Genomic DNA, 24,244 nt, shown 5'->3' on the forward strand with positions numbered 1-24,244 from the left:
TACTCCGACTCTGCGTTGACCGTACGTTGAGCGGTTAGTAAGTTTCCCACGTGTCCACCGAAAGTACCGCCGACTCCAGCCCCCTGGTCAAGATCCGTTCACTTCTGCCGGGCCTGGCCCGCGCCGAACAACGGGTCGCCAAGGTCGTGCTGGACAACCCGGCGACTGTCGCACACCGCAGCATCACCGAGGTCGCCGAGGCCGCGGGCACCAGCGAGACCACGGTGACCCGGTTCTGCAAGGCCATCGGCGTCGGGGGCTACCCGGAGCTGCGGATAGCGCTGGCTGCCGACACCGCGCGCACGTCCATGCGCACGGACCGCGACCTGGGCGGTGACATCGGCCCCCGTGACGACCTGCGCCAGGTGGTGGGCAAGGTGGCGTTCGCGGACGCGCGAGCGGTCGAGGAGACCGCCGAGCAGCTGAACGTGGAAACCCTCGAAGCGGTGGTCGAGGCGGTCGCCGGCGCGGGCCGGGTGGACGTCTACGGGTTCGGGGCCAGCGCGTTCGTCGCGTTCGACCTCCAGCAGAAGCTTCACCGGATCGGGCGAATCTGCTTCGCCTGGAACGACACCCACATCGCGCTCACGTCCGCCGCCGTGCTCACCGAGGCCGACGTCGCGGTCGGGATATCGCACACCGGCTCCACCTCGGAGACCGTCGAGGCGCTGCGGGTGGCCAAGGAGCACGGCGCGACCACGGTGGCGCTCACCAACTTCCCGCGCTCGCCGATCACCGAGGTCGCCGACCACGTGCTGACCACGGCGGCACGCGAGACCACGTTCCGCTCGGGCGCGATGGCCAGCCGGATCGCCCAGCTCACCGTGATCGACTGCCTGTTCATCGGCGTCGCGCAGCGGCACGTGGACAGCGCCAAGACGGCTCTCGAAGCGACGTACGACGCGGTGTCGGGGCACCGCCTCGGGGCGAGACCGGACGGCAGGCGTCGCCGGGAGTCCGCTAAATGACGCCGCCCCGGCACGATGTCTCGGTCCGCGTGGAATCCCCCACCGAGGCCAGGAACCCGCGGACCGAGGACATCGACCGGCTCTCCACGCTGGACGTGCTCCGCCTGATCAACGCCGAGGACCACCTCGTCCCCGACGCCGTCGCCGCCGTGCTGCCCGAACTGGCCCGCGCCGCGGACCTCGCCGTCGGCGCGCTGCGCGCGGGCGGCCGGGTGCACTACGTCGGCGCGGGCACGTCCGGCCGGCTGGCCACGCTGGACGCCGCCGAGTTGGTGCCGACGTTCAACGCGCCGCCGGACTGGTTCGTCGCTCACCACGCGGGCGGCCGAGATGCCCTGGTCAACGCGGTGGAGGACGTGGAGGACCAGGGGGCCGACGGCGCCGCCGAGATCCGCCGGCACGCCGCGGCGGGCGACCTGGTGCTGGGCGTCACGGCGTCCGGCCGCACGCCGTTCGTGGTGGCCGCGCTGGAAGAGGCCCGCACGATGGGCGCCCACACGGTCCTGGTGTCCAACAACCCGACCGCGCCGACACCGGTCGAGGTGGACGTGCTGATCGCGGTCGACACCGGCCCGGAGGCGATCGCGGGTTCCACCCGGATGAAGGCGGGCACCTCGCAGAAGCTGGTGCTGACGTCGTTCTCCACCGCCGTGATGGTCCGGCTCGGCCGCACGTACTCGAACCTGATGGTGTCGATGCGCGCCACCAACGCCAAGCTGCGCGGCCGCACCGTGCGCATCCTGCGTGAGGCGACGGGGCTGGGCGAGCAGGAGTGCACGACCGCGTTGGCCGACGCGGGCGGCGACATGAAGGTGGCCCTGGTGCACCTGCTGGCCGACGTGCCCACGGCGCGCGCCGCGGAGGCGTTGGAACGCACCGAGGGGCACGTCCGGCTGGCGCTCAGCCGGCTAGCACGGGGCGCCACGGGATAGGCGTCGACAGCACCATCGCGCTGGACGTCTCGCCGTAGCCGCCCAGCCGCACGAGCAACCGCTCCAACTCGCTGATCGACGTGGTCACCACCTTCACCACCGAGCAGATGTCGCCGGTCAGCCGCACCACCTCGACCACTTCGGGGCAGTCGTCCAGCAGTTCCGGGTGCACCGTGATGCACCGCGGCCCGTAGCACTTCATCCGCACGAGGGCGACCACCGACCGCCCCACCGCCGTGGGGTCCACGGTCGCGCGGTAGCCGGTGATGACGCCCGCGTTCTCCAGCCGCCGCACGCGCTGCGCCACCGTCGGCGGCGACACGTGCACGCGCCGTGCCAGCTCGTTGTACGACAGCCGCGCGTCCTCCTGAAGAGCCTCCAGCAGGGCCCAATCCACGCCGTCCAGCTCGATGCTCACGACCACAAAGCTACCGCCCGAAATGCTTGCCGATCGTGAGAACTTCCCGGCTGAACACCATTCATCGGCCATTCAGATCACCCGAACACCCGGTCATGATGAAGACATGACTTGCCCCGTCGCACCCAAGCTGGATTTCGGCGGCACGACGCCCTACGAGGACTACGTGCACGCTTCCGTGCTGCACTCGCTGCAACAGCAGTGGTCCGAAGACCCGCGTGAGATGTCGTTCCTGGTGATCACGCAGGTCATGGAGCTGTACTTCGGGCTGCTGTGCTTCGAGTGGCGGCACGCCAAGAAGGAACTGCGCGCCGACGACCTGCGCGGCGCCGTGCGCACCCTGCGCCGCAGCGACCTGCACATGCAGGCCCTCAACGCGGCGTGGCGGCCGATCGCCCGGATGACGCCGGCCGAGTTCAACTCCTTCCGCGACGCCCTCGGCGAGGGCTCCGGCTTCCAGTCCGGCCGGTACCGCGAGGTGGAGTTCCTGCTCGGGGAGAAGTCCCGGTCGATGCTCGTACCGCACCGGGCCGTGCCGCAGCAGCACGACGCTTTGGAGGCGTTGCTGCACGAGCCCAGCCTGTACGACGACGTGCTCGCCGCCCTGCACCGCCAGGGCCTGGCGATCCCGGCCGAGGTGTTGGAGCGCGACGTCAGCCAGCCCTATCAGCCGAACACCGAGGTGGAGGCCGTGTGGGCGGACATCTACCGCGACGGGTCCCGTGACCTGCTCGAACTCGGCGAGGCGCTGACCGATATCGCCGAGGAGTTCGCCCGCTGGCGCTACGACCACCTGCTCGCCACCCGCCGTTCGATGGGCGCGAAAACCGGAACCGGTGGCTCTGCGGGGGTTGCGTGGCTGGAGAAGCGCACGCAACGCTCTGTCTTCCCCGAACTGTGGACGGCCAGGAGTCACGTATGACGCATATGACCGACCCGTTGGCGCACGTCCGCGACCTGTTCGACCTCGACGACGACGTGGTGTACCTGGACGGCAACTCGCTGGGTGCGCCGCCGAAGGCCGTCGCCGAGCGGGTGCAGGACGTGGTGCGCAACCAGTGGGGCCGACGGCTCATCCGGAGCTGGTCGGAGGGCTGGTGGGAGGCGCCGGAACGGGTCGGCAACCGGATCGGGCGGCTCATCGGCGCCAAGCCGGGGCAGGTCGTGGTCGCGGACTCGACCAGCGTGAACCTGTTCAAGGCGCTGATGGCGGCGGTGCGCAACACCGACCGCATGGAGATCGTCGTGGACGCCGGCACGTTCCCGACCGACGGGTACATCGCGCGGTCGGTCGCGGAGCTGACCGGCCTGGCTCTGCGCCCGGCTCCGCCGGAGGAGCTGGACCTGCGTGACACGACGGCGGTCGTGCTGCTGAACCACGTGGACTACCGCACGGGTCGGCTGCTCGACATGGCCCGGCTGACCGAGCAGGTGCACGCGGTGGGCGCGAAGGTCGTCTGGGACCTGTGCCACAGCGCGGGCGTGCTGCCGATCGAGCTGGACGCCTTGAACGTGGACCTGGCCGTGGGCTGCACCTACAAGTTCCTCAACGGCGGCCCCGGCTCGCCCGCGTTCATCTACGTGCCCAGGAACGGTCAATCGACGTTCGAGCAGCCGCTGACCGGGTGGACCGGCCACGAAGTGCCGTTCGCCATGTCGCCGGAGTACACACCGGACCCCGGCGTCTCCCGCGCCCGCGTCGGCACACCGGACATCATCTCGATGCTCGCGCTGGACGCCGCCCTCGACGTCTGGGACCACGTAGACCTCAACGACGTGCGGGCGAAGGGCTTGGCCCTGACGTCCCACTTCCGCACCCTGGTCGAGGACCTACCCGGCATCGAAGTGATCACCCCCGCCGACGAGTGGCGCGGCCACCAGATCTCCCTCCGCCACCCCGAAGCCGAGCGCCTCATCGACCAGCTGATCGAACGCCAGGTCATCGGCGACCACCGCCCACCCGACGTCCTCCGCTTCGGCTTCGCCCCCCTCTACAACACCTTCGACGACGCCACCCGCGCCGCCACCACCCTGAAAGAACTCCTCTAACCCCCGCGTGTCCAACACCCAGAACGCGCGTGTCCAACGCTCCGAACGCGCGTGTCCAACGTTGGGAACGCGCGTGTCCAACGTTCCGGTACCCCGAGTTGAACACTCAGGTTCATCGGCCGTCGTTCTGAACGTTCAACTCGGGTGTTCTGAACGTAGGACACGCGCGACGCGAACGTTGGACACGCGCGTTCTGGAGGTACGACACGCGCGTTCTGAACGTTGGACACGCGGGGGTTAGGGGGTGGCGGCGTCGGCGATGCTGCGGGCTTCGCGGGCGCCGGCTTCGAGGGCCTCGCACCAGAAGAGGATCCAGCGGGTGATGCCTTCGGGGTCACCGGTGGAGAAGCCGTGCAGGGCGGCGGCGTAGTCGTTCTGCCGCCGCAGGCACATCACCTCGGGGACGCCCAAGGACTTCGGGTCCAGGCCGGTGGCGATGGAGGCCAGGCGGGAGGCGGCGCGGGCTACTACGCCGTTGGCGGTGTCGAAGGGTGCCAGCGACATCAGCTCGCCGTGGACCACGGCTACCTGGAGGGGGCCGGGGGCGGAGGTGCCGCCGGTGATCAGGTGGGCCAGCAGGTCCAGGCGCTCGGAGACGCCGGGGGTCAGGCGTGGACGGCCCAGTTCGCCGCCCAGGTCGGCGCCCGCCAGCACGTGCAACCGGGCCAACGCCTGCAACGGCGCCCGCTGCCACGTCGGCAGCACCACGCCCAGCGCCTCGGCCACCCGCAGCGCGCCCGCCAGCACCGGATCGGACACCGAGCCGTCGGACGGGATGGCGGTCGGCCCACCGTCCAAGGCCGCCGACGCACGGGCGGCGCGCACGGACGCCTCGGCCGCGGTGGTCGCCCAGCCGCGCAGGTTCACCCGGTGCCGGTGCACCTGGAACACGGCGTCACGCGCCGCGGCGACGGCGTCGGCCACACCGGGCAGGTCCAGCAACGGGGCAAGCGGATCGGTCACGCCGGAGCACACTACCCGTCAGTAAGTGGCCCTTAAGAACAAGCTGGAAATGGCTATTCGAGATAGCCACTGAGACAACTAGCCTCCGGGACATGAACTGGTACGACCGCCCCGCGCTCATCGGCGACCACGTCCGCCTCGAACCCCTGACCCCGGACCACGCCGAGGGCCTGCACGAGGCGGGCAAGGACCCGGACGTCTGGACCTGGCTCAGCGCCCGCCAACCGACCACCGTCGAGGACACCCGCGCGTACATCGAGCGGCGCCTGACCGACCCGACCAGCGTGGTCTGGGCCCAGATCGACCCGCGGACGAACGAGGTCGCCGGCACCACGTCGTACTACGAGATCGACCCGAAGCACCGCGGCCTCTACATCGGCCACACGTGGATCGGCACGCGCTGGCAGCGCACCGCCCTGAACACCAACGCCAAGTTCCTCCTCCTGCGACGCGCGTTCGAAGACCTCGGAGCCCACCGCGTCGGCTGGCACACCGACCTGCGCAACGAGCGGTCCCAGAAAGCCATCGAACGCCTCGGCGCGACCCGCGAGGGCGTCCTGCGGGTGCACCGCGTCCGCCCGGACGGCACCCTGCGCGACACGGTGGTGTACTCGATGACGGCAGCTGAGTGGCCGGCCTTGAAGGCCAGGCTCACGACGTGACATGAGTCACCACGCGATGCCGCTGGTCGCAACCTAGGTGTCGTTCGGCGGAATCGCAGTGGTCAAGCGGCACGGGCGGGGTTACACAGTTACCCACGCGTTTCGAACTCGGCCAAAATTGGTCTGAACCTTTTGAGTGCGCAGTGAGCTGAATCGCACTACGGTTCAGTGCGCACCCCCACGGATTCAGGAGGTCCGCCCGCCATGACAGAGCCGCAAGCTGCCCTGGACAACCTGTCGACGGAGCACAGGACGTTCCCGCCCAGCGAGGAATTCGCCGCGCAGGCCAACGCCACCGCCGCACTGTACGAGGAGGCGAGTGCCGACCGCGAGGCGTTCTGGGCGAAGCAGGCCGAGCGGCTGTCCTGGGACACCAAGTGGGACCGGGTCCTCGACTGGTCGCAGGCCCCGTTCGCCAAGTGGTTCATCGGCGGCAAGCTCAACGTCGCCTACAACTGCGTCGACCGGCACGTCGAGTCCGGCCACGGCGACCAGGTCGCGATCCACTGGGAGGGCGAGCCCGGCGACAGCCGCGCCATCACCTACGCCGAGCTCCAGCGCGAGGTCTCCAAGGCCGCCAACGCCCTGATCGAACTGGGTGTCGGCGCGGAGGACCGCGTCGCCATCTACATGCCGATGGTCCCCGAGGCCATCTTCTCCATGCTCGCGTGCGCGCGCGTGGGCGCGATGCACAGCGTGGTGTTCGGCGGCTTCTCCGCCGAGGCGCTGCGCACCCGCATCGAAGACTCGCAGGCCAAGCTGGTGATCACCACCGACGGCCAGTACCGGCGCGGCAACCCGGCGGCGCTCAAGCCCGCCGTGGACGAGGCCGTGGCCACCGCCAAGAGCGTCGAGCACGTGCTGGTGGTCAAGCGGACGAACTCCGACGTGGACTGGACCGAGGGCCGCGACCTGTGGTGGCACGACCTGGTGGACCGGCAGGCCGACCAGCACACGCCGGAGGCGTTCGACTCCGAGCACCCGCTGTTCATCCTCTACACGTCCGGCACGACGGGTAACCCCAAGGGCATCCTGCACACCTCGGGCGGCTACCTGACCCAGGCGTCGTACACGCACTACAACGTGTTCGACCTCAAGCCGGACACCGACGTCTACTGGTGCACCGCCGACATCGGCTGGGTCACCGGGCACAGCTACATCGTGTACGGCCCGCTGTCCAACCGCGTCACCCAGGTCGTCTACGAGGGCACGCCCAACACCCCGCACGAGGGCAGGCACTGGGAGATCGTGCAGAAGTACGGCGTCTCGATCTACTACACCGCGCCGACGCTGATCCGCACGTTCATGAAGTGGGGCGCGGACATCCCGGCCAAGTACGACCTGTCGTCGCTGCGCGTGCTGGGCAGCGTCGGCGAGCCGATCAACCCGGAGGCCTGGATCTGGTACCGGGAGACCATCGGCGCGGGCAAGACGCCCGTGGTGGACACCTGGTGGCAGACCGAGACCGGCGCGATCATGATCTCGCCGCTGCCCGGCGCGACGTCCACCAAGCCCGGTTCGGCGCAGCGCCCGCTGCCCGGCATCGGCGCGAAGGTCGTGGACGACCAGGGCAACGAGGTCCCCAAGGGCGGCGGCGGCTACCTGGTGCTCGACCAGCCGTGGCCGGGGATGCTGCGCGGCATCTGGGGCGACGAGGAGCGCTACCGCGACACGTACTGGTCGCGGTTCGCCGACCAGGGCTTCTACTTCGCCGGTGACGGCGCGAAGTACGACGCGGACGGTGACATCTGGCTGCTGGGCCGGGTGGACGACGTGATGAACGTGTCCGGGCACCGGATCTCCACCACCGAGGTCGAGTCCGCGCTGGTCTCGCACCCGACGGTGGCCGAGGCGGCGGTGGTCGGCGCGACCGACCCCACCACCGGCCAGGGCATCGTGGCGTTCGTGATCCTGCGCGGCGGCGTGGCCGAGGGCTCGGACGGCGCGGAGGCGATCAAGGCGCTGCGCGACCACGTGGCCAAGGAGATCGGCCCGATCGCGAAGCCGCGGCAGATCATGGTCGTGCCGGAGCTGCCGAAGACCCGGTCGGGCAAGATCATGCGCCGGCTGCTGCGCGACGTGGCGGAGAACCGTCAGGTCGGCGACGTGACCACGCTCGCGGACTCGTCGGTGATGGAGCTCATCTCCAGCGGCCTGAAGTCGGGCGCGTCCGAGGACTGAGGACGGAGCACGTCAGGGCGCCTCCCGACCATTCGTCGGGAGGCGCCCGCGTGGGTTAGGGTCGGTACCGGTGAGCCGGGAAGCCTGGTCGGCACGAGGATGATCCGTAGCCGACCCACCGGAGTCGATCTTGAACCGCACCCGCAACGCCGCCACCGAGTTCGCTCGCTACCTGCGCACCGAGACGGTCGGCGGGATGATCCTGCTGGCCGCCACCGCCGTGGCCCTGATCTGGGCGAACTCGCCCGTGTCCGGCGCGTACACGGCCTTGCGGGACTTCCACCTCGGCCCGGAGTCGCTGCACCTGAGCCTGAGCGTCGGCGACTGGGCCAAGGACGGGCTGCTCGCGATCTTCTTCTTCGTCGCCGGGCTGGAGCTCAAGCGCGAACTGGTGATCGGCGAGCTGAACAACGTCAAGGCGGCACTCCTGCCGGTGGTGGCCGCAGTCGGCGGCATGGTCGTGCCCGCGGTGGTCGCGCTCGGCATCGGCTGGGGTGAGCCGGGCATCGAGCGGGCGTGGGCGATCCCGGTGGCCACGGACATCGCGTTCGCGCTGGGCGTGCTGGCGATCACCGCTTCGGGCTTGCCGAGCAGCCTGCGGTTGTTCCTGCTCAGCCTGGCCGTGGTGGACGACCTGGGCGCGATCCTGCTGATCGCGGTGCTGTTCACCGCGTCGTTCAACCTGGTGGCGGCGGCGGTCGCGGCGGCGTTGCTGGCGCTGTACGCGTTCCTCCAGCACAAGCGGGTGACGGCGTCCTGGGTGTACGTGCCGCTCGCGATCGGCACGTGGGTCGCCGTGCACGAGGCGGGCGTCCACGCCACCATCGCGGGCGTCGCGCTGGCCCTGCTGACCCGCGTGCGCAAGGACCGCTACGAGCACGAGGCGCCGGCGTTGCGGCTGGAGCACCGGTTGCAGCCGTGGTCGGCGGCGGTGGCGGTGCCGGTGTTCGCGCTGTTCGCGGCCGGTGTGCCGGTGAACGGCGAGGCGTTGGGCGCGCTGTTCTCCGACCCGTTGGCGTTGGGCGTGATGCTCGGTCTGGTGGTGGGCAAGCTGGTCGGCATCGTGGGCGCGTCCGCGTTGGCGGTGCTGTTCAAGGCCGCGGTGTGGCCCAGCGGGGCCGGGTGGCGTGACATCGTCGCGGTCGCCATGCTCGGCGGTGTCGGGTTCACGGTGAGCCTGCTGATCTCCGATCTGGCGCTGGACGGCGCGGCCGCCGAACAGGCCAAGGCGGCCGTGCTCATCGCGTCGCTGGCGGCCTCGTTGCTGGCCGCGGTTCTGCTGGTCCGGCGCAGTCGGGTGCACCAACGCGCCGACGATGACGCGTAGAGACACGTAGATCGGTGGGGATCAGCCAGTCGAACGGCCTCGGTGAAGCGTGCATGGCACGATGACCCGGTGACCAGCGCTCGGGAGAACACCAACGGCAGCGGACTGCCACCTGTTCCGTCGATCCCGTTGACCGCGGAGAGCGCGGCGAAGATCGCGGAGGAAACGTCCATCGGCGGCCTGGTGCGCGACGCGACGTCGCACCTGTCCACGTTGGTCAGGGCGGAGGTCGAGCTCGCCAAGTCCGAGGTCGCGGGCGAGATCAAGAAGGGTGTGAAAGGCAGCGTCTACTTCATCGTCGCGTTGACGGTGGCGCTGTTCAGCTCGTTCTTCCTCTTCTTCTTCGTCGCGGAACTGCTCGACCTGTGGCTGCCGCGCGCGGCGGCGTTCGCCATCGTGTTCGGGCTGATGCTGGTTACCGCCGGCGTGTTCGTGCTCCTCGGCTACCGCAAGATGAAGAAGCTGCGCGCGCCGCAGCGGACCATCGACTCGGCCAGGGACACCGTCGCGGCCCTCCGCGGCCGCGGCGAAGACCGCTGAGCCGCGCCGTGCGGCTGCCACCGGACCCGTCGACCGCGCGGGTGCCCGGCCCGTGGGCGCACCGCGACGTGTCCGCGAACGGCATCCGGCTGCACGTCGCCGAACTGGGCGAAGGGCCGCTCGTGCTGCTGCTGCACGGGTTCCCGGAGTTCTGGTGGTCGTGGCGGCACCAGCTCGTCGCGATCGCCGAGGCGGGCTACCGGGCGGTGGCCGTGGACCTGCGCGGTTACGGCGATTCGGACAAACCGCCGCGCGGGTACGACGGGTTCACCCTGGCCGGCGATGTCGCGGGCCTGGTCAAGGCGCTCGGCGAACCGCGCGCGCACCTCGTCGGCCACGCCTGGGGCGGCATGCTCGCGTGGACGGTCGGCGCCATGCACCCCCGCCTGGTCTACTCGGTGACGGCACTCGCCGCGCCGCACCCCCTCGCGCTGCGCCGTGCGATCCGGCGCAACCCGCGCGGTCAGGGCCGGGCCAGCGCGCACCTGTTCCGGTTCCAGGTCCCGATGCGCCCGGAACGGTGGCTGACCAAGGACCGCGGTGTGGCGGTGGCCGGCATGCTGCGGGCGTGGAGCGGTCCGAAGTGGACGGTCTCACCCGAGTTCGACGAGGTGGTGCGGCGCAACCGGGAGGCGTTCCTGGTGCCCGGTGTCGCGCACAGCTCGATGGAGTACCACCGCTGGGCCGTGCGTTCCCAGCTGCGCAGCGACGGCCGCCGTTTCACCGAGGCCGTCGACCGCCGGCTGGAGGTGCCGGTGCTCCAGATCCACGGCGCGCTCGACCCGGTGATGCTGGAGTCGACGGCGGCCGATTCGGGCATGTGGACGGGCGCGCGCTCGGCGTACCGGGTGCTGCCCGAGGTGGGGCACTTCCCGCACCAGGAGACGCCGCACACGACGAGCCGGCTCATCACCGACTTCCTCGCCAAGGTCTAGGCCCCCGCCGAGGTCCGGCTCACGACGCGCAGGTCCGGCTCACGACGCGCAGGTCTGGGTGGACGCCCGCCGCACCATGGTCGGCGCCTTCGCCACTTCCTCCGCGACTTCCTGCGCGGTCAGCACGAAACCGGTCTCCGGGTCGTCCACGGCCGCGCCGAACACCACGCCCATCACCCGGCCCTGCGGGTCCACCAGCGGGCCGCCGGAGTTACCGCTGCGCACCTGAGCCCGCACCGTGTACACGTCCCGCGTCACGGTCTGCGCGTCGTAGATGTCCGGTCCGCGCAGCATCTTGATCCGCTCTCGTATCCGCGCCTCGGACGCCTTGTACGGGCCGTCCAACGGGTAGCCGAGCACGATCCCGTCCTCGCCCGGCGCGATCTCGTCGGTGCGGAACGGCAGCGGCGTCGCCTCCAGGTCCGGCACGGCCAGGATCGCGATGTCGGTCTGCGCGTCGTAGTGCACGACCGTCGCGTCGAACTCGCCGGGCCCGACCTCGACCGTCACATCGGTGGTGCCGGCGACGACGTGGGCGTTCGTCATGACCCGCTCCGGCGAGATGACGAATCCCGTCCCCTCAAGAGCACGAGAGCAGGACGGCGCGCGCCCGCGCACCTTCAGCACACTGGGTTGCAGCCTGCGCACGATCGGGTTCGCGCTCAACGCCGGGTCCGGCGGACCGACCTCCCGCAACGGCGTCTGGTTGAACGGGTCCATCGCGGCCGGGAAACCGGACACGTCGAACAGGTTCTGCAGATCGGCGGACAACGTCCGCGCCGCCTGCGGCATGGTGGCGTTCACCGTGGACAGGATCGTCGACTGGTTGAGCGCCTTGGCCAGCGACGGCAGGCCCGCGACCATGGTCAGCGGCAGCGCGATCATCCACGCCACCACGAACACCACGGCGCCCTGCACGATCGCGCCCAGCGCGTTGTCCAAGCCGCGCAGCGGACTGGAGTTGACCCGTGGCTTGATGGTGCGGCCGACGTAAACGCCCAGGGTCTCGCCCAACGCCACCAGCAGCACCACGACGCCGACCGCGAACACGACCTTGGTCACCACGTTGTCGAACTGGGCGACCACCAGCGGCGCGAGTTGCGTGCCGAGCCCCAGGCCGATGAGCACGCCGACGAACGCGGGCAGCGCCACGACCATGCCCTGCCGGGCGCCCGAGACCGCGGCGAAGGCGGCCAGCGCCAGCACGAGCAGGTCAACCCAGTTCACGAAACCTCCGTCGCACGCAAGGCCAGGTCGAGATCGCGCACGTCCGCGGTGTCCCACGGCCGTTCCCAGCCGCCCAACGCGAGCAGGCCGTTGAGCAGACCGGCGGTGAAGCCCCACACCAGCATGCCCGGTGCGGAGAAAGCCGGACCGATGTAACCCGACGGGTGGCTCACGCGGAACCTGTTCGCCGGATCGGCCAGGTGCGAGATCGGCACCCGCGCCACGGCGGCGGTCTCCGCCGGGTCGACCGGCGCGACCGGGGACGGCTCGTCCCAGTGCGCCAGCACCGGCGTGACGACGAACCCGGACACCGGCACGTACAGCTGCGGCAGCGTCGCGACGGGCCGGACGCCCTCGCGCAGCACACCGGTTTCCTCGAACGCCTCGCGCAGCGCGGTGTCCACCGGGCCGTCGTCGGTCGGGTCGGACGCGCCGCCGGGGAAGGCGACCTGGCCGGGGTGCGAGCCGAGGGTGTCGGCACGGCGCAGCAGCAGCACATCGGGGCCGTCCCTGCCGTCGCCGAACAGCATGAGCACGGCGGCGGGCCGTCCGGTGCCCTTGGGCGGCGGCGAGATGCGGGTGAAGGCGCGGGCGTCGATCTCGGCGGTGGCCTTGACGAGCCCGCTCATCCACTCCGGCACGTCGTCCGGGTTCACCAGGGCAGTCATCCGACCACCTCGCGCAGCTGGTCCACGGACGTGAACACCAGTGGGTCGGTCACTTCGGTCAGTGATCCACCCGCGCCGACGACGTAGGTCACGGGCAGCCGCGGTGGTGGGCGCACGGCTCGGCGCACCGCGTCGGCGGGGTCGAAGACCGACGGCAGGTGCACACCGAGTTTCGCCAACAGCTCCAGACCGTCAGCCTCCTTGCTCTCCACCAGGACCGTCACCACCGGCACCGCGCCCGGCTGCCGCGCGTACGCGTCCAGGACCTTCAGCTCCTCTTGACAGGGAACGCACCAGGTAGCCCAGAAGTTCACCACAGCCCGGCCGGACACGGCGGACGCCACGTTCACCGGCCGGCCGTCACCGAGGCACATGACCGTGATGCCGCGCAGCGACTGCGGCCCTTCCGTCTCCGCCGACGCGTTCTGCGGGCACGGCTGCAACGCCGCCTGCCCGCGCACGGCACCGAGGTCCGGCCCCTTCCGGGTCTGGACGACCGGGGGAGGGGACTGGCCCTGCTCGACCGGGTCCGGTGAGCGCGGCCATAGCGCGACCACCCCCGCCACCGCCAACACCAGGACGACGACGGCCCACCGCGCTCCGGCGCTCACGCCAGCTTCTCCCCCGCCCGCACCCGTTCGGCCAGTTCGATCAGGTGCGGCGCTTCCTCGCCCTTGACCAGCTTCTGCGCCTTGGCCGGGTCCACCTGACCGATCCCGTAGGACGGGCACTGCGGCGCCAGCAGGCACGCGCCACACGCCGGAGTGCGGGCGTGGCAGACGCGGCGGCCGTGGAAGATCGTGCGGTGCGAGAGCTTGGTCCACTCCTTGCGCTCGACCAGTTCGCCGACGATGTGCTCGACCTTGACCGGGTCCTCCTCCTCGGTCCAGCCCCAGCGGCGGACGAGCCGGCCGAAGTGGGTGTCCACGGTGATCCCCGGCACACCGAAAGCGTCGCCCAGCACCACGTTCGCGGTCTTGCGGCCCACACCGGGCAACGTCACCAGGTCTTTGAGGTTGCCGGGCACCGCGCCGTCGAACCGTTCCACCAGCGCGGCGCCCAAGCCCATCAGGGACGTCGCCTTGTTGCGGTAGAAGCCGGTCGGCCGGATCAGTTCCTCCAGCTCGACGCGGTCGGCGGACGCGTAGTCGGCGGCCGTGCGGTAGCGACGGAACAGCGCGGGCGTGACCTGATTCACACGGACATCCGTGGTCTGGGCGGAAAGCACGACGGCGACCAGGAGCTGCAACGGATCTTCGAAGTCGAGTTCGCAGTGCGCGTCCGGGTAGCCCTCACCGAGGACCCGCACCATCCGACGTGCACGGCGAACCAGCCCCAGCCGCGTCTCCGGCTGCTTCACCGCGCTTCTCGCCATGCTCCGCAGATTACTGCGTTCCACCGCGGTGCTGGTCGCGCGGCGACGTCCCGGCGTCCGTCCGGCCCAAGGGCGTTTGACTGGGCGCGATGTCGGGCAAGCAACCACCGGCCCAGTGCGCACGTCCTTTGAACAACCCGCCGAACGACCCCGGACCCGACACGCCGGAGTGACCCCCCTCGACTGCGCGCCGAACCGGATGCGCAAGGATCGGAGCCATCATGACTGCCTGGTTCGTCATCGCCGTTCCGATCGTGATCATGTTCTTCGCGCTCTTCATGGAGCGCGTTGAAGCTCGTCTCCGGCACGTCGCAGTGCAGGAGGACGAGGTCGAGGAGTTCCTGGAGTCGGCGCGCCCCGACGAGGTCAGGGCGCTCTACGGGCACGGCATCGGCCGCGCGCTGGAACTTTTCCGGCTGCGCAGGCTGGGCGGTCGTGCCAGGAACCTGCGTCAGCGGCGTACCCGCCGCTAAGCGGGGCAAGGACCGGCGAGGCCCACGGGGTCAACCCCCCGCGGGCCTTATCGGGCTGTCCGGGCAATTGTGGAGCGGCGTGCCGGAAGGCGATCCACACCACAGCCCTTAGACTGCACTCAGTGATCGGCGGCAGGCGCTGATCCGCCAGAAGGCGGAACGTGCCCAACCATGCCGCCGCGTCTCGACAGGAGGGACGAGGTGGACGAGACCCTGGCCCGCGCGGGCATTTTCCAGGGGGTTGAACAGGCCGCAGCGGAGGCGCTGGCGCAGACGCTGGAGTCTGTTGAATTCCCGCGTGGCCACGTGATCTTCGCGGAAGGCGAGCCGGGCGACCGGCTCTACATCATCCAGTCCGGAAAGGTGAAGATCGGCCGCAAGTCGCCGGACGGCCGGGAGAACCTGTTGGGGATCTTCGGTCCGTCGGACATGTTCGGCGAGCTGTCGATCTTCGACCCCGGTCCGCGCACGTCCACCGCGACCACGGTGACCGAAGTGCGCGCGGTCAGCATGGACCGCCCCGCACTGCGGCAGTGGATCACCAACCGGCCGGAGATCGCCGAGCAGTTGCTGAGGGCCTTGGCCCGCAGGCTGCGCCGGACGAACTCCATGCTGGCCGACCTGATCTTCACCGACGTGCCGGGACGGGTGGCGAAGGCGTTGTTGCAGCTCGCACAGCGCTTCGGCAGCCAGGAGGCCGGTCTGCTGCGGGTCACCCACGACCTGACGCAGGAAGAGATCGCCCAGTTCGTCGGCGCCTCGCGCGAGACGGTGAACAAAGCACTCGCCGACTTCGCCCACCGCGGTTGGCTCCGGCTGGAGGGCAAGAGCGTGCTGATCCTCGACCCCGAGCGACTGGCCCGCCGCGCCCGCTAGATCGTTGATCGAAGACAACAAGACCGGGCGCCGCCCCCGACGCGGCGCACCGGTCTTGTTGTTGTTGCGCGACCCATCCCCCGACAGACCGCGCTCTCCACACCTCCGGTACTCGCAGGCCCCGACCCTCGAAGCACCGGAAGGAGGCTTGGGTACCCGCTACGACATCGGTCGAAACGGGCCGGCAGTGGCTGCTACAACGATCGCACGCCACCTACCCCGCAACTCAAGCCCGTTCACCCGCGCGGACCCTCTGTTCAGCGGTTTCTCCACATGGTTTCACCCGGTCATCCCAGTGTTGTAACTGAACTGCAACCCACTCCCAGGTGGTGGACGGTGCACGACCGGGTGATCGCCCGGAAGTGGCCGCGCGGTGAACTCCACCGAACGCCGCCAGGCCGATGACGGACGCTGCCGGACCGGTGATGGGTCGGTGATGGATCGCACCGGCAATTGACTGGTACGGGCGTACCAGTCGGAGCATACTGGTACACATGTCCCACTCTGCTCGCCTCTCCGACTACCGCACCGCCCTGACCACACCCGGAATGCGCGGCCCCGTGGTCGCCTCCCTGCTAGCCCGCCTGCCGATCGCGATGGTCGGCCTCTCGCTGCTGCTGTACGTGCAGCGCGAGACCGGTTCGTTCGCCGCGGCGGGTCTGGTGTCGGCGTCGTCGCTGGTGGGTGTCGCGGTCGGGTCGATCGTGCAGGGCAGGCTGATGGACCGGCTCGGGCCGACGCGTCCGCTGCTCACCGCGGTGTCGTTGTTCACGGTGTTCGTGACGCTGGCGATCCTCGCGGTCGAGGCTGGGGCGACGCTGGCCGTACTGGTGCCGGTCGCGTTCCTGGTCGGGCTCACCGAACCGATGGTCGGCTCCGCGTCCCGCGCGTTGTGGGCGCACGTGCTGCCGGCCGGGTCCGTGCGGCTCGCCGGGTACGCCTATGAGGCGATCAGCATGGAGGTGTTCTTCATCCTCGGTCCCGGTCTGGCCGGGCTGTTGGTCGCGGCGCCGTGGGCCGGTACCGGTGTGGTGATCGGCGCGGTGTCGATGGCGGTCGGTGCTCTGTGGTTCGCCCTGAACCCGACGGTGCGCGGCGTTCGGCCGTCGCCGATGGGTCGGAGCTTGCTCGGTGCGCTGGCGTCGCCGGGGATGCGCACGGTGGCGTTGGCGGCGTTGGGCTTCGGTGTGACGATCGGGTTCATCGAGGTGGCCGTGCCCGCAGCCGCCGCGCAGGCCGGTCACGTCGGCATGGGTGGGCTGCTGCTGAGCCTGTGGTCGGTGAGCTCGGTGCTGTTCGGTGTTCTGTACGCGATGAAGCCGTTCCCCCGGGCGATGCACCTGCGGCTGCCCGTGCTGCTCGGTGGGTTCGCGGTGCTGTCGCTGCTGCTCGCCGTGCCGACCGGTCTGATCGGCCTCGGTGCCGCGCTGCTCGTGGTCGGCACTTTGATCACGCCGCAGGCCACCACCCACTCGGCCGCGATCGAGCAGGTCGCGCCCGCCGGGACGGACACCGAGGCGTTCGGCTGGGTGGTGACGGCGGTGACCGTGGGGTTGGCGATCGGGCAGTCGGCGAGTGGTCAACTGGTCGAGTCGTACGGCACCGGTGTGGCGTTCGTCGCGGCGGCGTTGTCGGGCTTCGTGATCGCCATCCTGGTGTGGGCGTTCCGCGGCACGGTGGCGGCCGGCGTGCCGCTGCCGACGCAGGACGAACTGACCCTGGTGGGCCGCTGACCAGGCCGTATCCGCAGTGTCCTCGGTCGTGCCCCGGAATTGTCGGTGGTCGGGTCTAGCGTCACCGACATGGACCTGACCGCCACCACAGCCGACCTGGCCGCCGCTGCCGCCGACGTGGCCCGCCTCCTGCCCACGAGGGTGTTCGATCCCGTGCTGGCCGGCCTCGTGCTGCGCGCCGACGGGCACGGGGTCGAACTGGCGGGCAGTGATCGTGAGCACGCCGTGCGCCTGACCCGCCCGGCCACGGTCCACGTCGACGGCGCCGTCGTAGTCCCCGCCAAGCCGCTGGCGGAAACCCTGCGCAGCCTCGACGACCCCCAGGTCAGACTCGTCGTGGAGGGTTCACGCCTGGCCGTTCGCACATCGACGGCCCGCTTCGCCCTCCCGCTGCTGGACCTGGCGTCCCACCCCGGCATTCCCCCGCTCCCGCCCGAGGTGGGCTCCCTATCGGCCCGCACCCTCACATCGGCGTTGGTCCCCGTCTCCAGCGCGGCCTCCAAGGACGACGCCCTGCCCGTCTTCACAGGCGTCCGGATCCACAGCGCGGCGAGCGGCAAACTAGAGTTGATCGCCACAGATCGTTACCGAATGGCATTCGCTTCGCTACCGTGGGTGCCGACAGGCGAGCTGGACGTCCTGGCCCCGGCAGTGGTCCTGGCCGAGGCGTCCAGGCAGCCGGACCGCGATGCCGAGGTGACAGTGCACGCCGACACCGACCGCATCGCCCTGTCTTGGGCGGGCGGGAGCGTGAGCACGGCGCTGCTGGCGGCCCCGTTCCCCGACGATCGAGTACGGAAGCTGTTGGAGGCGGTCATCGACAGCACGGTGTTGGTGGAAGCGGACGTCCTGGCGGGCGCGGTGCGACGGGCAGTCCCGTACGCCGGCCCGCACGGCTCGGTCACGCTCCAGGTGGACGACGGAGAGCTGCGGGTGCGAGGCAGCGATCCGCAGAACGGCGAGTCGGAAGAGTCGATCAAGGCAACCATCGACGGCAACCGGGTCACCAAGACCTTCCAGGCCAGGTACCTGGCAGACGCCCTACGAGCCTTCAGCGGCCGGAGGGTAGAGCTGCGAATCCAAGACGGCCTGCGGTCCACCGTGCTGACGTCCCAGGCAGGAGACGACGGCATGGAGCTGACATACCTGGTAGTGCCCCTACGAACGGTCTCCTGACCGCGCCAGGCACGGCACAGGGCACACGATGTGATCGACAATCCGTCAGGCGTCGCGTAGGTACTCCAGCTGCGCCCGCACGGACCACTCCGCCGCCGGCCACAGCGAACGGTCCACGTCGGCGTACACCAGTTCGACCACCTCCCGGGGCGTCGGGGCGCCGCCCAACTGCGCCACCGCGGCTCTGACCTGCGCCAACCGCTGTTCGCGGTGCGCCAGGTAGCCGGTGGCGGCGGCTACGACGTCCGGCAGCTCGGGGCCGTGGCCGGGCAAGCCGACCGTCCCCACAGGCAGGGCTGCCAGGAGGCGCAACGACGCTAGGTAGTCGCCCAGCTTCCCGTCCGGGTGAGCTACCACGGTCGTGCCGCGGCCCAGGACGGTGTCGCCGGTCAGCACGGCGTCGTCGAGTTGGAAGCACACCGAGTCGGCCGTGTGCCCCGGCGTCGGCAGCACGCGGATCGACAGGCCGGCCGCCTCGATCACCTCACCCTCGGCCAACCCCTGCCCGCCTAGCCTGAACGCCGGATCAACGGACCGCACTGGCGCATTCACCTGTCGCCCGAACGAACGCGCCCCATCCGAATGATCAGGGTGACCATGCGTGAGGAGCACGACCTCCACCGGCGCCTGGGCGGCGATCCGCCCGAGGTGCACGGCGTCCGCAGGCCCGGGATCGACCACCACGCACGACGACGACCCCGGCGCACGCAGCACCCACGTGTTCGTCCCGTCCAACGTCATCACACCGGGGTTCTCCGCCAGCAACACCGCCGCCGTAGGCGTGACCTGCCGCAACACCCCATAAGCCAACCCACTCACGGCACGACCACCCGCACGACCCCGCCCTCCCTGACCAGCTTCGGAATGATCTTCGACACCGTCCGCGACGACGACAGCACGGCCGACACCGACCCCAGCTCGTCCAACTCCGCCAACGTCACCCAAGTAGGTGGCAACAACGCCCGCCGCCCGGCCTTCCAATCCGCCAACGCGTCCGCCGGCCGCTGCCAAGCCGCGTCCGAAGCCTCGGTGGTCACCCCGTCCGCGCTCTGCCCGGCTGGCAGCACCGCCACGAAAAACCGCGTGTCGTACCGCCGAGGCTCCTCGACCGGCGTCACCCAGTTCGTCCACGGCCGCAGCAGGTCCGCCCGCAGCACCAACCCCTCCGCCGCCAGGAACTGCGCCAACGACATCTCCCGCGCCACCAACGCCGCCCGGGCCGACGCGAACCGAGCGGTATCCGCCACCACCGACGAACCCGAGGGCCCGGCCAGCAACACCCCCGACTCCTCGAACGTCTCCCGCACCGCCGCGCACACCAGCGCCGTCGCCAGCTCCACCGAACACTCGAACCGACCCGCCCACCACGAAGGCGAAGGCCCGCTCCACGCCACCGACGTGTCCGCGTCACGCGGATCGACCCCACCGCCGGGGAACACCGTCATCCCGCCGGCGAACGCCATCGCGGTCACCCGCCGCAACAGGAACGCCTCGACCCCGGACGCACCGTCCCGCACCAACACCACCGTCGCGGCGTCACGCGGTTCGGCCGGCGGCCCGGTGAAGGTCTCCGGGACCGAGCCCGCCGGCAACACCAGTTCCTCGGGGAGTTCACGCACAACCCGAGCCTACGACGAGGATGATCCGCCGTGGACACCCCAGAAGACCCCACGACAAGCCCCACGACCAACGCCATGCGCAAAGGCTGCCTGGTCAACATCGCCCTCTTCGTCGTCGGAGCGATCGTCGGCACCGGCCTGACGGCGACGGCCGCCGTGATCCTCTTCCTCCCCAGCGTCACGACGACCAGCACCGACAACGGCACACCGAACGTCTACGTCAAACAACGGTCCACCCTGATCGGCGGCACCGACCACGAGGTCTGGCTAGGCCAGACCGAGGACTACGGCCACCGGGTCCAGGTCCCGAACGGCTGGGACACCACCCCCGAGATCGAACGCCGAGCCGACGGCGTGGAGCTGAGGTTCGACAACGGCGGCCGGATCTTCGTCCCCGCAGCCAGTTACCTCGGCGGTCGGTGAAAGGCAGGATGGGCCATGTGGACGAACAGCTGCGCGTAGGACTCATCGGTGCCGGCCCCTGGGCGAACATGGTGCACGCACCGGGCCTCGCCGATCACCCGGGCACCCGCCTGACCACGGTCTGGGCACGGCGGGAAGGGGTCGCGACCGAGCTGGCCAACACCTACGGCGCCACCACCGCGAAGACCCCCGAGGAACTGCTGGACCAGGTCGACGCGGTCGCGTTCGCAGTGCCGCCCGAGGTGCAGTCCGAGATCGCGATCAAGGCAGCTGAACTGGGAAAACACCTCATCCTGGAGAAGCCGATCGCGGCCACCCTCCAGCAGGCCGAACGCCTCACCGACGCCGTGCGGGCCAACGGAGTCGCCTCCCTGATCATGCTCACCAAGAGGTTCGCCCCGGAGACCCGCGAGCAGCTGGAGCAGCTCCGCGAAACCGGCGGCTGGGTCGGCGGCAGCGCCCGCTGGCTGACCGGCGCGCTGCTCGGCGGCCCGTTCTCGAACTCGCCGTGGCGGCACGACCGCGGCCCGCTGGACGACATCGGCCCGCACGCGTTCGACCTGCTGGATGCGACCCTGGGCACGATCACCGACGTCATCGCGGCCAACCGGTCCGAGCACGGCCTGTGGCAGCTCGTCTTCCAGCACGAGGGCGGCGCGACCAGCACCGCCACGATGACCATGACGTTGCCGTTGAACCCGGGCATCGCCGAGGTGATCGTCTACGGCGAACACGGTCACCGCGTGCTCGCCGACCGCGGCACGACCGCCCTGCAGTGCTTCACCAACCTGCTGGACGATTTCGTGGCCATGGTCGACAGCGGCACCACCGAGCACCCGCTGGACGTCCGCCGCGGCCTGCACCTCCAGCGGATCATCGACCTGGCGCGGCGGAAGGCGGAAGCGTGAAGCCCGCCGACGACCCGGTCCGCCGCCGGATCGAAGCCGCCACGGACCGGAAAGCAGCTCGGCCCCACCGCCCGCTCACCGCGGACGACAGGGCCGAGCTGTTGACGAAACTCCGCGACCTCTAGCCGGGGTACTTGCCGTTCGTCGGCTTCGGCATGCCGTTGACGAACTCCGGCCCGGCCGGCCACGACTGCTGCTCGCGCTGCGCCAACTCCTCGTGCAGTTGCTGCAACAACGCCCGTTCCCGGTCGCTGAGCTTGGCGTCCACGGTCGGCGGCAGCTGCACGGCCGCGGGAGCCTGTCCCTCGGCCAACGCCGCCTGCAACGCGGCCAGGTCGTCCGGCCCGAGTTCGGTGGTCACCTCGGCCCGCGACAACGGGTGGTCGTCCGGGAACGCGAACGACAGCGCCGGTCCCATGATCATCGGCGGCTCCTCGACCACGGGCGGCGGCGGCTCGACGGGAGCCTCCGGGACGTCCTCGACCCGGATGTCCTCGACGCGCGGCTCGTCGACGCGGACGTCCTCCACGTACGGCTCGTCCACACGCACGTCGTCCACGCGCATGTCATTCGCCCGAACACCGTTCGCCCGCATGTCATTCGCGCGCACGTCGTTCGCCCGAACGTCGTTCGCCCGGACGTCATTCGCCCGAACGTCGTTGACGTGCACGTCGTTCGCCCGCACGTCCTCGACCGGTTCGCGCACCGGCAGCCGCCTCACCGGCTTGGGCGGAAACGGCTGCGCCCCCTCGTACGACTCGACGCGCGCACGACGTGACTTGGAGCCGTTCTGGGTTTCGACAGGCACCGGTTCCGGCTCGATCACCGGTGCCTGGCCCCGCACTTCACCGTCGAACCACGCGCCGGAGTCCGGTGGTGGCTGTGGGGTCGTGGACCCGGACGAGAAGAACACCTCGCGGGCCGTGGTGACGGCCGCCGCGTGGTACTCGCCGAGCTGCGTGCCCACGGTCAGCACCTCGACCGCCGCCCGGATACCGGCCTTGCGCAGCACGGTGTCCACCCGGTAGGCGGTGGCGGGCGCGAAGCCCGACGGGCCGATGTCCACCAGGACGACCCGCTGCGGCAGCGGTCCGGGCGTCGCACCGGCCGGGCTGGACCGCCAGGTCGCGCGCACACCGCGCACGTCCGGCAGCACCGACACGGTCTTGCCCAGCACGTCACCGAGGCCGTCGGCCGGGTCGGACTCGACGCTGAACCGGTGCTTGACCACCGGCACCTGCTCGACCGCGAACAGCCGGTCGGCCAGCGTGCGGTCCGAGCGGACCTCGCCGAGCAACCAGCCGATCTCGTGGCGCTCCTCCGGCGACACCGGGATGCGCCCGGCCAGCAGGCAGCCGACGACGAGCTCCACGGCTCTGTCCAGCTCTGCGACCGCCAGCAGCTCCCGAGCCTGGGTCAACGCGTCGTCGTCGACACGTCCGGCCAGCGCCAACAGGAGGTCGTGTAAACGGACGGGGAGTCCCACTCCGTCGTTCGTCACGCCTGTTCTCCTTCCGGCCCGCGCGGGAGCGCCGAGCTCTATACGGGCACCAGGTGCCCGTCGGCGTCGGCGCCGGTGCACACCAGCTCCGAAGCCGCCAACGCCGCCCGGTGGTAGGGCGGCAGGTCCAGTCCGGCGGGCAAGACCTCGACACACGGGTCGTGCTCGCCGAGCGCCCGCAGCACCCGCTGGAGTTCACCGGTCAACCGGGGCTCCCCGGTCGTGGTGGTGACCAGGATCAGCCTCCTGGGTTCGCCCCTGCCGAGCCGCCACGAGGACCGGACTTCGCCGACCCCTAGGCGTCCCCGCAAGGTCGCTCCGAGCACCACGGTCGCGGAATCACCCATCGCCACCCGTTCGGGTGATTCCGGGGAGAAGGTGTAGCCGGATTCGGGCAGTTCGTCCAGCCCTTTGACCGAACTGATCGTGGACCGGTCGGCCCCATGCGGCACGAGGGCGTCCGCGAGGAGCCGCTGCTCGTAGTCCGTCAGACCGATCCTGTCGTGCAGCAACGTGCGCGGAAGGGCGCGTGCGAGCACCGTGATGGCGTCCGTGGCGGCCCAGTCGCGGAACCTCCACAGGACGTCGTCAGGCAGCCGCCCGGCCAGCCTCAGCAACAGCTCGTGGCACGTGTCCGACATCTCACTCCCCGATCTCGACGATCAGTTCCACCTCGACCGGCGCGCCCAACGGCAACTCGGACACGCCGACCGCGGCCCGCGCGTGCCGTCCGGCCTCGCCGAAGACCTCGCCCAGGAGGTCCGACGCGCCGTTGATCACGGCGGGTTGGCCGGTGAAGCCCTCGGCGGAGGCGACGAACCCGACCAGTTTGACGACGCGGACGACCGAGTCCAAGCCCACCAGCGCGTCCACGGCGGCCAACGCGTTCAGCGCGCAGGTGCGGGCGTGCGCCTTGGCCTCCTCCGGACTGATGTCGCCGCCGACCTTGCCGGTGGCCGCGAGCGTGCCCTTGACGAACGGCAGTTGCCCGGACGTGAACACCAGCTGCCCGGTGCGCACGGCGGGCACGTAGGCCGCGACCGGAGCCGCGACCTCGGGCAGTTCGACATTCAGCTCGGCCAGACGCGCCGTCCAGCTCATGCCTTGGGTCGCTTCAGGTAGGCGACGTGCTGCTCACCGCTCGGGTTCGGCAGGACGGTCACCAGTTCCCAGCCGTCGTCGCCCCACTGATCCAGGATCGCCTTGGTGGCGTGGATCAACAGCGGGACGGTGGCGTACTCCCACTTCTGCATGAGCCGCAGCCTAGCGGGAGATCGAACGGGGGCACCC

The 24,244-nt window shown here is 70.4% G+C and carries 28 protein-coding genes; 16 read left to right on the forward strand and 12 right to left on the reverse strand.

Annotated elements, in window-relative coordinates; genetic code table 11:
• The first annotated feature begins 50 nt into the window (after window positions 1-50).
• Window positions 51-968: a MurR/RpiR family transcriptional regulator gene (locus ALI22I_RS37485; RefSeq protein ID WP_143532641.1), complete on the forward strand. Its 918-nt coding sequence runs from the start codon at window positions 51-53 to the stop codon at window positions 966-968.
• On the forward strand, window positions 965-1,900 hold the full coding sequence (locus ALI22I_RS37490) for an N-acetylmuramic acid 6-phosphate etherase (RefSeq protein WP_077010343.1): 936 nt from the start codon (window positions 965-967) through the stop codon (window positions 1,898-1,900). The genes ALI22I_RS37485 and ALI22I_RS37490 overlap by 4 nt, the downstream gene beginning before the upstream one ends.
• Here the strand turns inward: ALI22I_RS37490 and ALI22I_RS37495 are convergent.
• The gene (locus ALI22I_RS37495) at window positions 1,869-2,318 is read right to left on the reverse strand and encodes an Lrp/AsnC family transcriptional regulator (RefSeq protein ID WP_201438208.1); all 450 of its coding nucleotides are present in this window, start codon (window positions 2,316-2,318) and stop codon (window positions 1,869-1,871) included. The two genes, ALI22I_RS37490 and ALI22I_RS37495, sit on opposite strands and share 32 nt — an antisense overlap.
• A gap of 106 nt (window positions 2,319-2,424) precedes the next feature.
• Here ALI22I_RS37495 and ALI22I_RS37500 point away from each other — a divergent pair, with 106 nt between their 5' ends.
• Together ALI22I_RS37500 and kynU are read left to right on the forward strand one after the other, a co-directional pair.
• Window positions 2,425-3,240: a tryptophan 2,3-dioxygenase gene (locus tag ALI22I_RS37500; RefSeq protein ID WP_077010344.1), complete on the forward strand. Its 816-nt coding sequence runs from the start codon at window positions 2,425-2,427 to the stop codon at window positions 3,238-3,240.
• A complete protein-coding gene (kynU, locus tag ALI22I_RS37505; protein ID WP_077010345.1) occupies window positions 3,237-4,367 on the forward strand; it encodes a kynureninase in 1,131 nt (376 codons plus the stop codon). The genes ALI22I_RS37500 and kynU overlap by 4 nt, the downstream gene beginning before the upstream one ends.
• 237 nt (window positions 4,368-4,604) lie before the next feature.
• Here the strand turns inward: kynU and ALI22I_RS37510 are convergent, their stop codons facing one another.
• Window positions 4,605-5,330 (reverse strand): oxidoreductase, encoded by a 726-nt coding sequence (locus ALI22I_RS37510; protein WP_077011124.1) that lies wholly within the window; start codon window positions 5,328-5,330, stop codon window positions 4,605-4,607.
• Between the two features lie 92 nt (window positions 5,331-5,422).
• Here ALI22I_RS37510 and ALI22I_RS37515 point away from each other — a divergent pair, with 92 nt between their 5' ends.
• The 5 genes from ALI22I_RS37515 to ALI22I_RS37535 all read left to right on the forward strand — a co-directional run bounded on the left by ALI22I_RS37515 (window position 5,423) and on the right by ALI22I_RS37535 (window position 10,975).
• The gene (locus ALI22I_RS37515) at window positions 5,423-5,992 is read left to right on the forward strand and encodes a GNAT family N-acetyltransferase (protein ID WP_077010346.1); all 570 of its coding nucleotides are present in this window, start codon (window positions 5,423-5,425) and stop codon (window positions 5,990-5,992) included.
• Between the two features lie 204 nt (window positions 5,993-6,196).
• Entirely contained in the window at window positions 6,197-8,173 is a 1,977-nt protein-coding gene (acs, locus tag ALI22I_RS37520; RefSeq protein WP_077010347.1) for an acetate--CoA ligase, read from the forward strand.
• Window positions 8,174-8,303: 130 nt separating this feature from the next.
• Window positions 8,304-9,500, forward strand: a complete 1,197-nt coding sequence (nhaA, locus tag ALI22I_RS37525) for a Na+/H+ antiporter NhaA (RefSeq protein WP_083752300.1) — start codon at window positions 8,304-8,306, stop codon at window positions 9,498-9,500.
• 69 nt (window positions 9,501-9,569) lie between these two features.
• Window positions 9,570-10,040, forward strand: coding sequence for a phage holin family protein (locus ALI22I_RS37530; protein WP_077010349.1), 471 nt, complete (start codon window positions 9,570-9,572; stop codon window positions 10,038-10,040).
• Window positions 10,041-10,048: 8 nt separating this feature from the next.
• On the forward strand, window positions 10,049-10,975 hold the full coding sequence (locus tag ALI22I_RS37535) for an alpha/beta fold hydrolase (RefSeq protein WP_077010350.1): 927 nt from the start codon (window positions 10,049-10,051) through the stop codon (window positions 10,973-10,975).
• A gap of 39 nt (window positions 10,976-11,014) precedes the next feature.
• Here ALI22I_RS37535 and ALI22I_RS37540 read toward each other — a convergent pair whose 3' ends face one another.
• Genes ALI22I_RS37540 through nth form a run of 4 tightly spaced genes read right to left on the reverse strand, consistent with a single transcriptional unit; the run spans window position 11,015 to window position 14,245 of the window.
• The gene (locus tag ALI22I_RS37540) at window positions 11,015-12,202 is read right to left on the reverse strand and encodes a MarP family serine protease (RefSeq protein ID WP_077010351.1); all 1,188 of its coding nucleotides are present in this window, start codon (window positions 12,200-12,202) and stop codon (window positions 11,015-11,017) included.
• Window positions 12,199-12,870, reverse strand: coding sequence for an NUDIX hydrolase (locus tag ALI22I_RS37545; RefSeq protein ID WP_077010352.1), 672 nt, complete (start codon window positions 12,868-12,870; stop codon window positions 12,199-12,201). Before ALI22I_RS37545 ends, ALI22I_RS37540 begins: the two co-directional genes overlap by 4 nt.
• Window positions 12,867-13,481: a TlpA family protein disulfide reductase gene (locus ALI22I_RS37550; protein ID WP_077010353.1), complete on the reverse strand. Its 615-nt coding sequence runs from the start codon at window positions 13,479-13,481 to the stop codon at window positions 12,867-12,869. Before ALI22I_RS37550 ends, ALI22I_RS37545 begins: the two co-directional genes overlap by 4 nt.
• Entirely contained in the window at window positions 13,478-14,245 is a 768-nt protein-coding gene (gene nth / locus ALI22I_RS37555) for an endonuclease III (protein ID WP_077010354.1), read from the reverse strand. Before nth ends, ALI22I_RS37550 begins: the two co-directional genes overlap by 4 nt.
• Before the next feature lie 221 nt (window positions 14,246-14,466).
• Here nth and ALI22I_RS37560 point away from each other — a divergent pair, with 221 nt between their 5' ends.
• The 4 genes from ALI22I_RS37560 (at window position 14,467) to dnaN (ending at window position 18,503) form a co-directional block, all read left to right on the forward strand.
• Window positions 14,467-14,718 (forward strand): hypothetical protein, encoded by a 252-nt coding sequence (locus tag ALI22I_RS37560; RefSeq protein ID WP_015097743.1) that lies wholly within the window; start codon window positions 14,467-14,469, stop codon window positions 14,716-14,718.
• Window positions 14,719-14,919: 201 nt separating this feature from the next.
• On the forward strand, window positions 14,920-15,594 hold the full coding sequence (locus ALI22I_RS37565) for a Crp/Fnr family transcriptional regulator (RefSeq protein ID WP_033441932.1): 675 nt from the start codon (window positions 14,920-14,922) through the stop codon (window positions 15,592-15,594).
• Between the two features lie 494 nt (window positions 15,595-16,088).
• Window positions 16,089-17,327, forward strand: coding sequence for an MFS transporter (locus tag ALI22I_RS37570; RefSeq protein ID WP_077010355.1), 1,239 nt, complete (start codon window positions 16,089-16,091; stop codon window positions 17,325-17,327).
• A gap of 69 nt (window positions 17,328-17,396) precedes the next feature.
• Complete coding sequence (gene dnaN, locus ALI22I_RS37575) at window positions 17,397-18,503, forward strand: DNA polymerase III subunit beta (protein ID WP_077010356.1); 1,107 nt, start codon at window positions 17,397-17,399, stop codon at window positions 18,501-18,503.
• Between the two features lie 45 nt (window positions 18,504-18,548).
• On the opposite strand, the gene ALI22I_RS37580 is transcribed toward dnaN, so the two are convergent.
• Both ALI22I_RS37580 and ALI22I_RS37585 read right to left on the reverse strand, forming a co-directional pair.
• The gene (locus ALI22I_RS37580) at window positions 18,549-19,322 is read right to left on the reverse strand and encodes an MBL fold metallo-hydrolase (protein WP_077010357.1); all 774 of its coding nucleotides are present in this window, start codon (window positions 19,320-19,322) and stop codon (window positions 18,549-18,551) included.
• Window positions 19,319-20,122 carry an NUDIX hydrolase gene (locus ALI22I_RS37585; protein WP_077010358.1) on the reverse strand — a complete coding sequence of 268 codons (804 nt, stop codon included), beginning with the start codon at window positions 20,120-20,122 and terminating at the stop codon, window positions 19,319-19,321. Before ALI22I_RS37585 ends, ALI22I_RS37580 begins: the two co-directional genes overlap by 4 nt.
• A 30-nt stretch (window positions 20,123-20,152) precedes the next feature.
• On the opposite strand from ALI22I_RS37585, the gene ALI22I_RS37590 reads away from it, so the two are divergent.
• Genes ALI22I_RS37590 through ALI22I_RS54890 form a run of 3 tightly spaced genes read left to right on the forward strand, consistent with a single transcriptional unit; the run spans window position 20,153 to window position 21,578 of the window.
• On the forward strand, window positions 20,153-20,545 hold the full coding sequence (locus ALI22I_RS37590) for a hypothetical protein (protein WP_143532642.1): 393 nt from the start codon (window positions 20,153-20,155) through the stop codon (window positions 20,543-20,545).
• An 8-nt stretch (window positions 20,546-20,553) separates the two neighbouring features.
• Window positions 20,554-21,453 carry a Gfo/Idh/MocA family protein gene (locus ALI22I_RS37595; RefSeq protein WP_077010360.1) on the forward strand — a complete coding sequence of 300 codons (900 nt, stop codon included), beginning with the start codon at window positions 20,554-20,556 and terminating at the stop codon, window positions 21,451-21,453.
• Window positions 21,450-21,578 (forward strand): hypothetical protein, encoded by a 129-nt coding sequence (locus tag ALI22I_RS54890; RefSeq protein ID WP_274523032.1) that lies wholly within the window; start codon window positions 21,450-21,452, stop codon window positions 21,576-21,578. The genes ALI22I_RS37595 and ALI22I_RS54890 overlap by 4 nt, the downstream gene beginning before the upstream one ends.
• On the opposite strand, the gene ALI22I_RS37600 is transcribed toward ALI22I_RS54890, so the two are convergent.
• The 4 genes from ALI22I_RS37600 to ALI22I_RS49930 are packed head-to-tail and all read right to left on the reverse strand — an operon-like array spanning window position 21,575 to window position 24,207.
• Window positions 21,575-22,954 carry a hypothetical protein gene (locus ALI22I_RS37600; RefSeq protein ID WP_077010361.1) on the reverse strand — a complete coding sequence of 460 codons (1,380 nt, stop codon included), beginning with the start codon at window positions 22,952-22,954 and terminating at the stop codon, window positions 21,575-21,577. The two genes, ALI22I_RS54890 and ALI22I_RS37600, sit on opposite strands and share 4 nt — an antisense overlap.
• A 38-nt stretch (window positions 22,955-22,992) precedes the next feature.
• Window positions 22,993-23,595 (reverse strand): hypothetical protein, encoded by a 603-nt coding sequence (locus tag ALI22I_RS37605; RefSeq protein WP_077010362.1) that lies wholly within the window; start codon window positions 23,593-23,595, stop codon window positions 22,993-22,995.
• 1 nt (window position 23,596) lies between these two features.
• The gene (locus tag ALI22I_RS37610; protein WP_077010363.1) at window positions 23,597-24,055 is read right to left on the reverse strand and encodes a RidA family protein; all 459 of its coding nucleotides are present in this window, start codon (window positions 24,053-24,055) and stop codon (window positions 23,597-23,599) included.
• Window positions 24,052-24,207 (reverse strand): hypothetical protein, encoded by a 156-nt coding sequence (locus ALI22I_RS49930; RefSeq protein WP_106616451.1) that lies wholly within the window; start codon window positions 24,205-24,207, stop codon window positions 24,052-24,054. Before ALI22I_RS49930 ends, ALI22I_RS37610 begins: the two co-directional genes overlap by 4 nt.
• Window positions 24,208-24,244 lie beyond the last annotated feature (37 nt).

Origin of the sequence: Saccharothrix sp. ALI-22-I (genome assembly GCF_001984175.1) — a bacterium.
GTDB lineage: Bacteria > Actinomycetota > Actinomycetes > Mycobacteriales > Pseudonocardiaceae > Actinosynnema.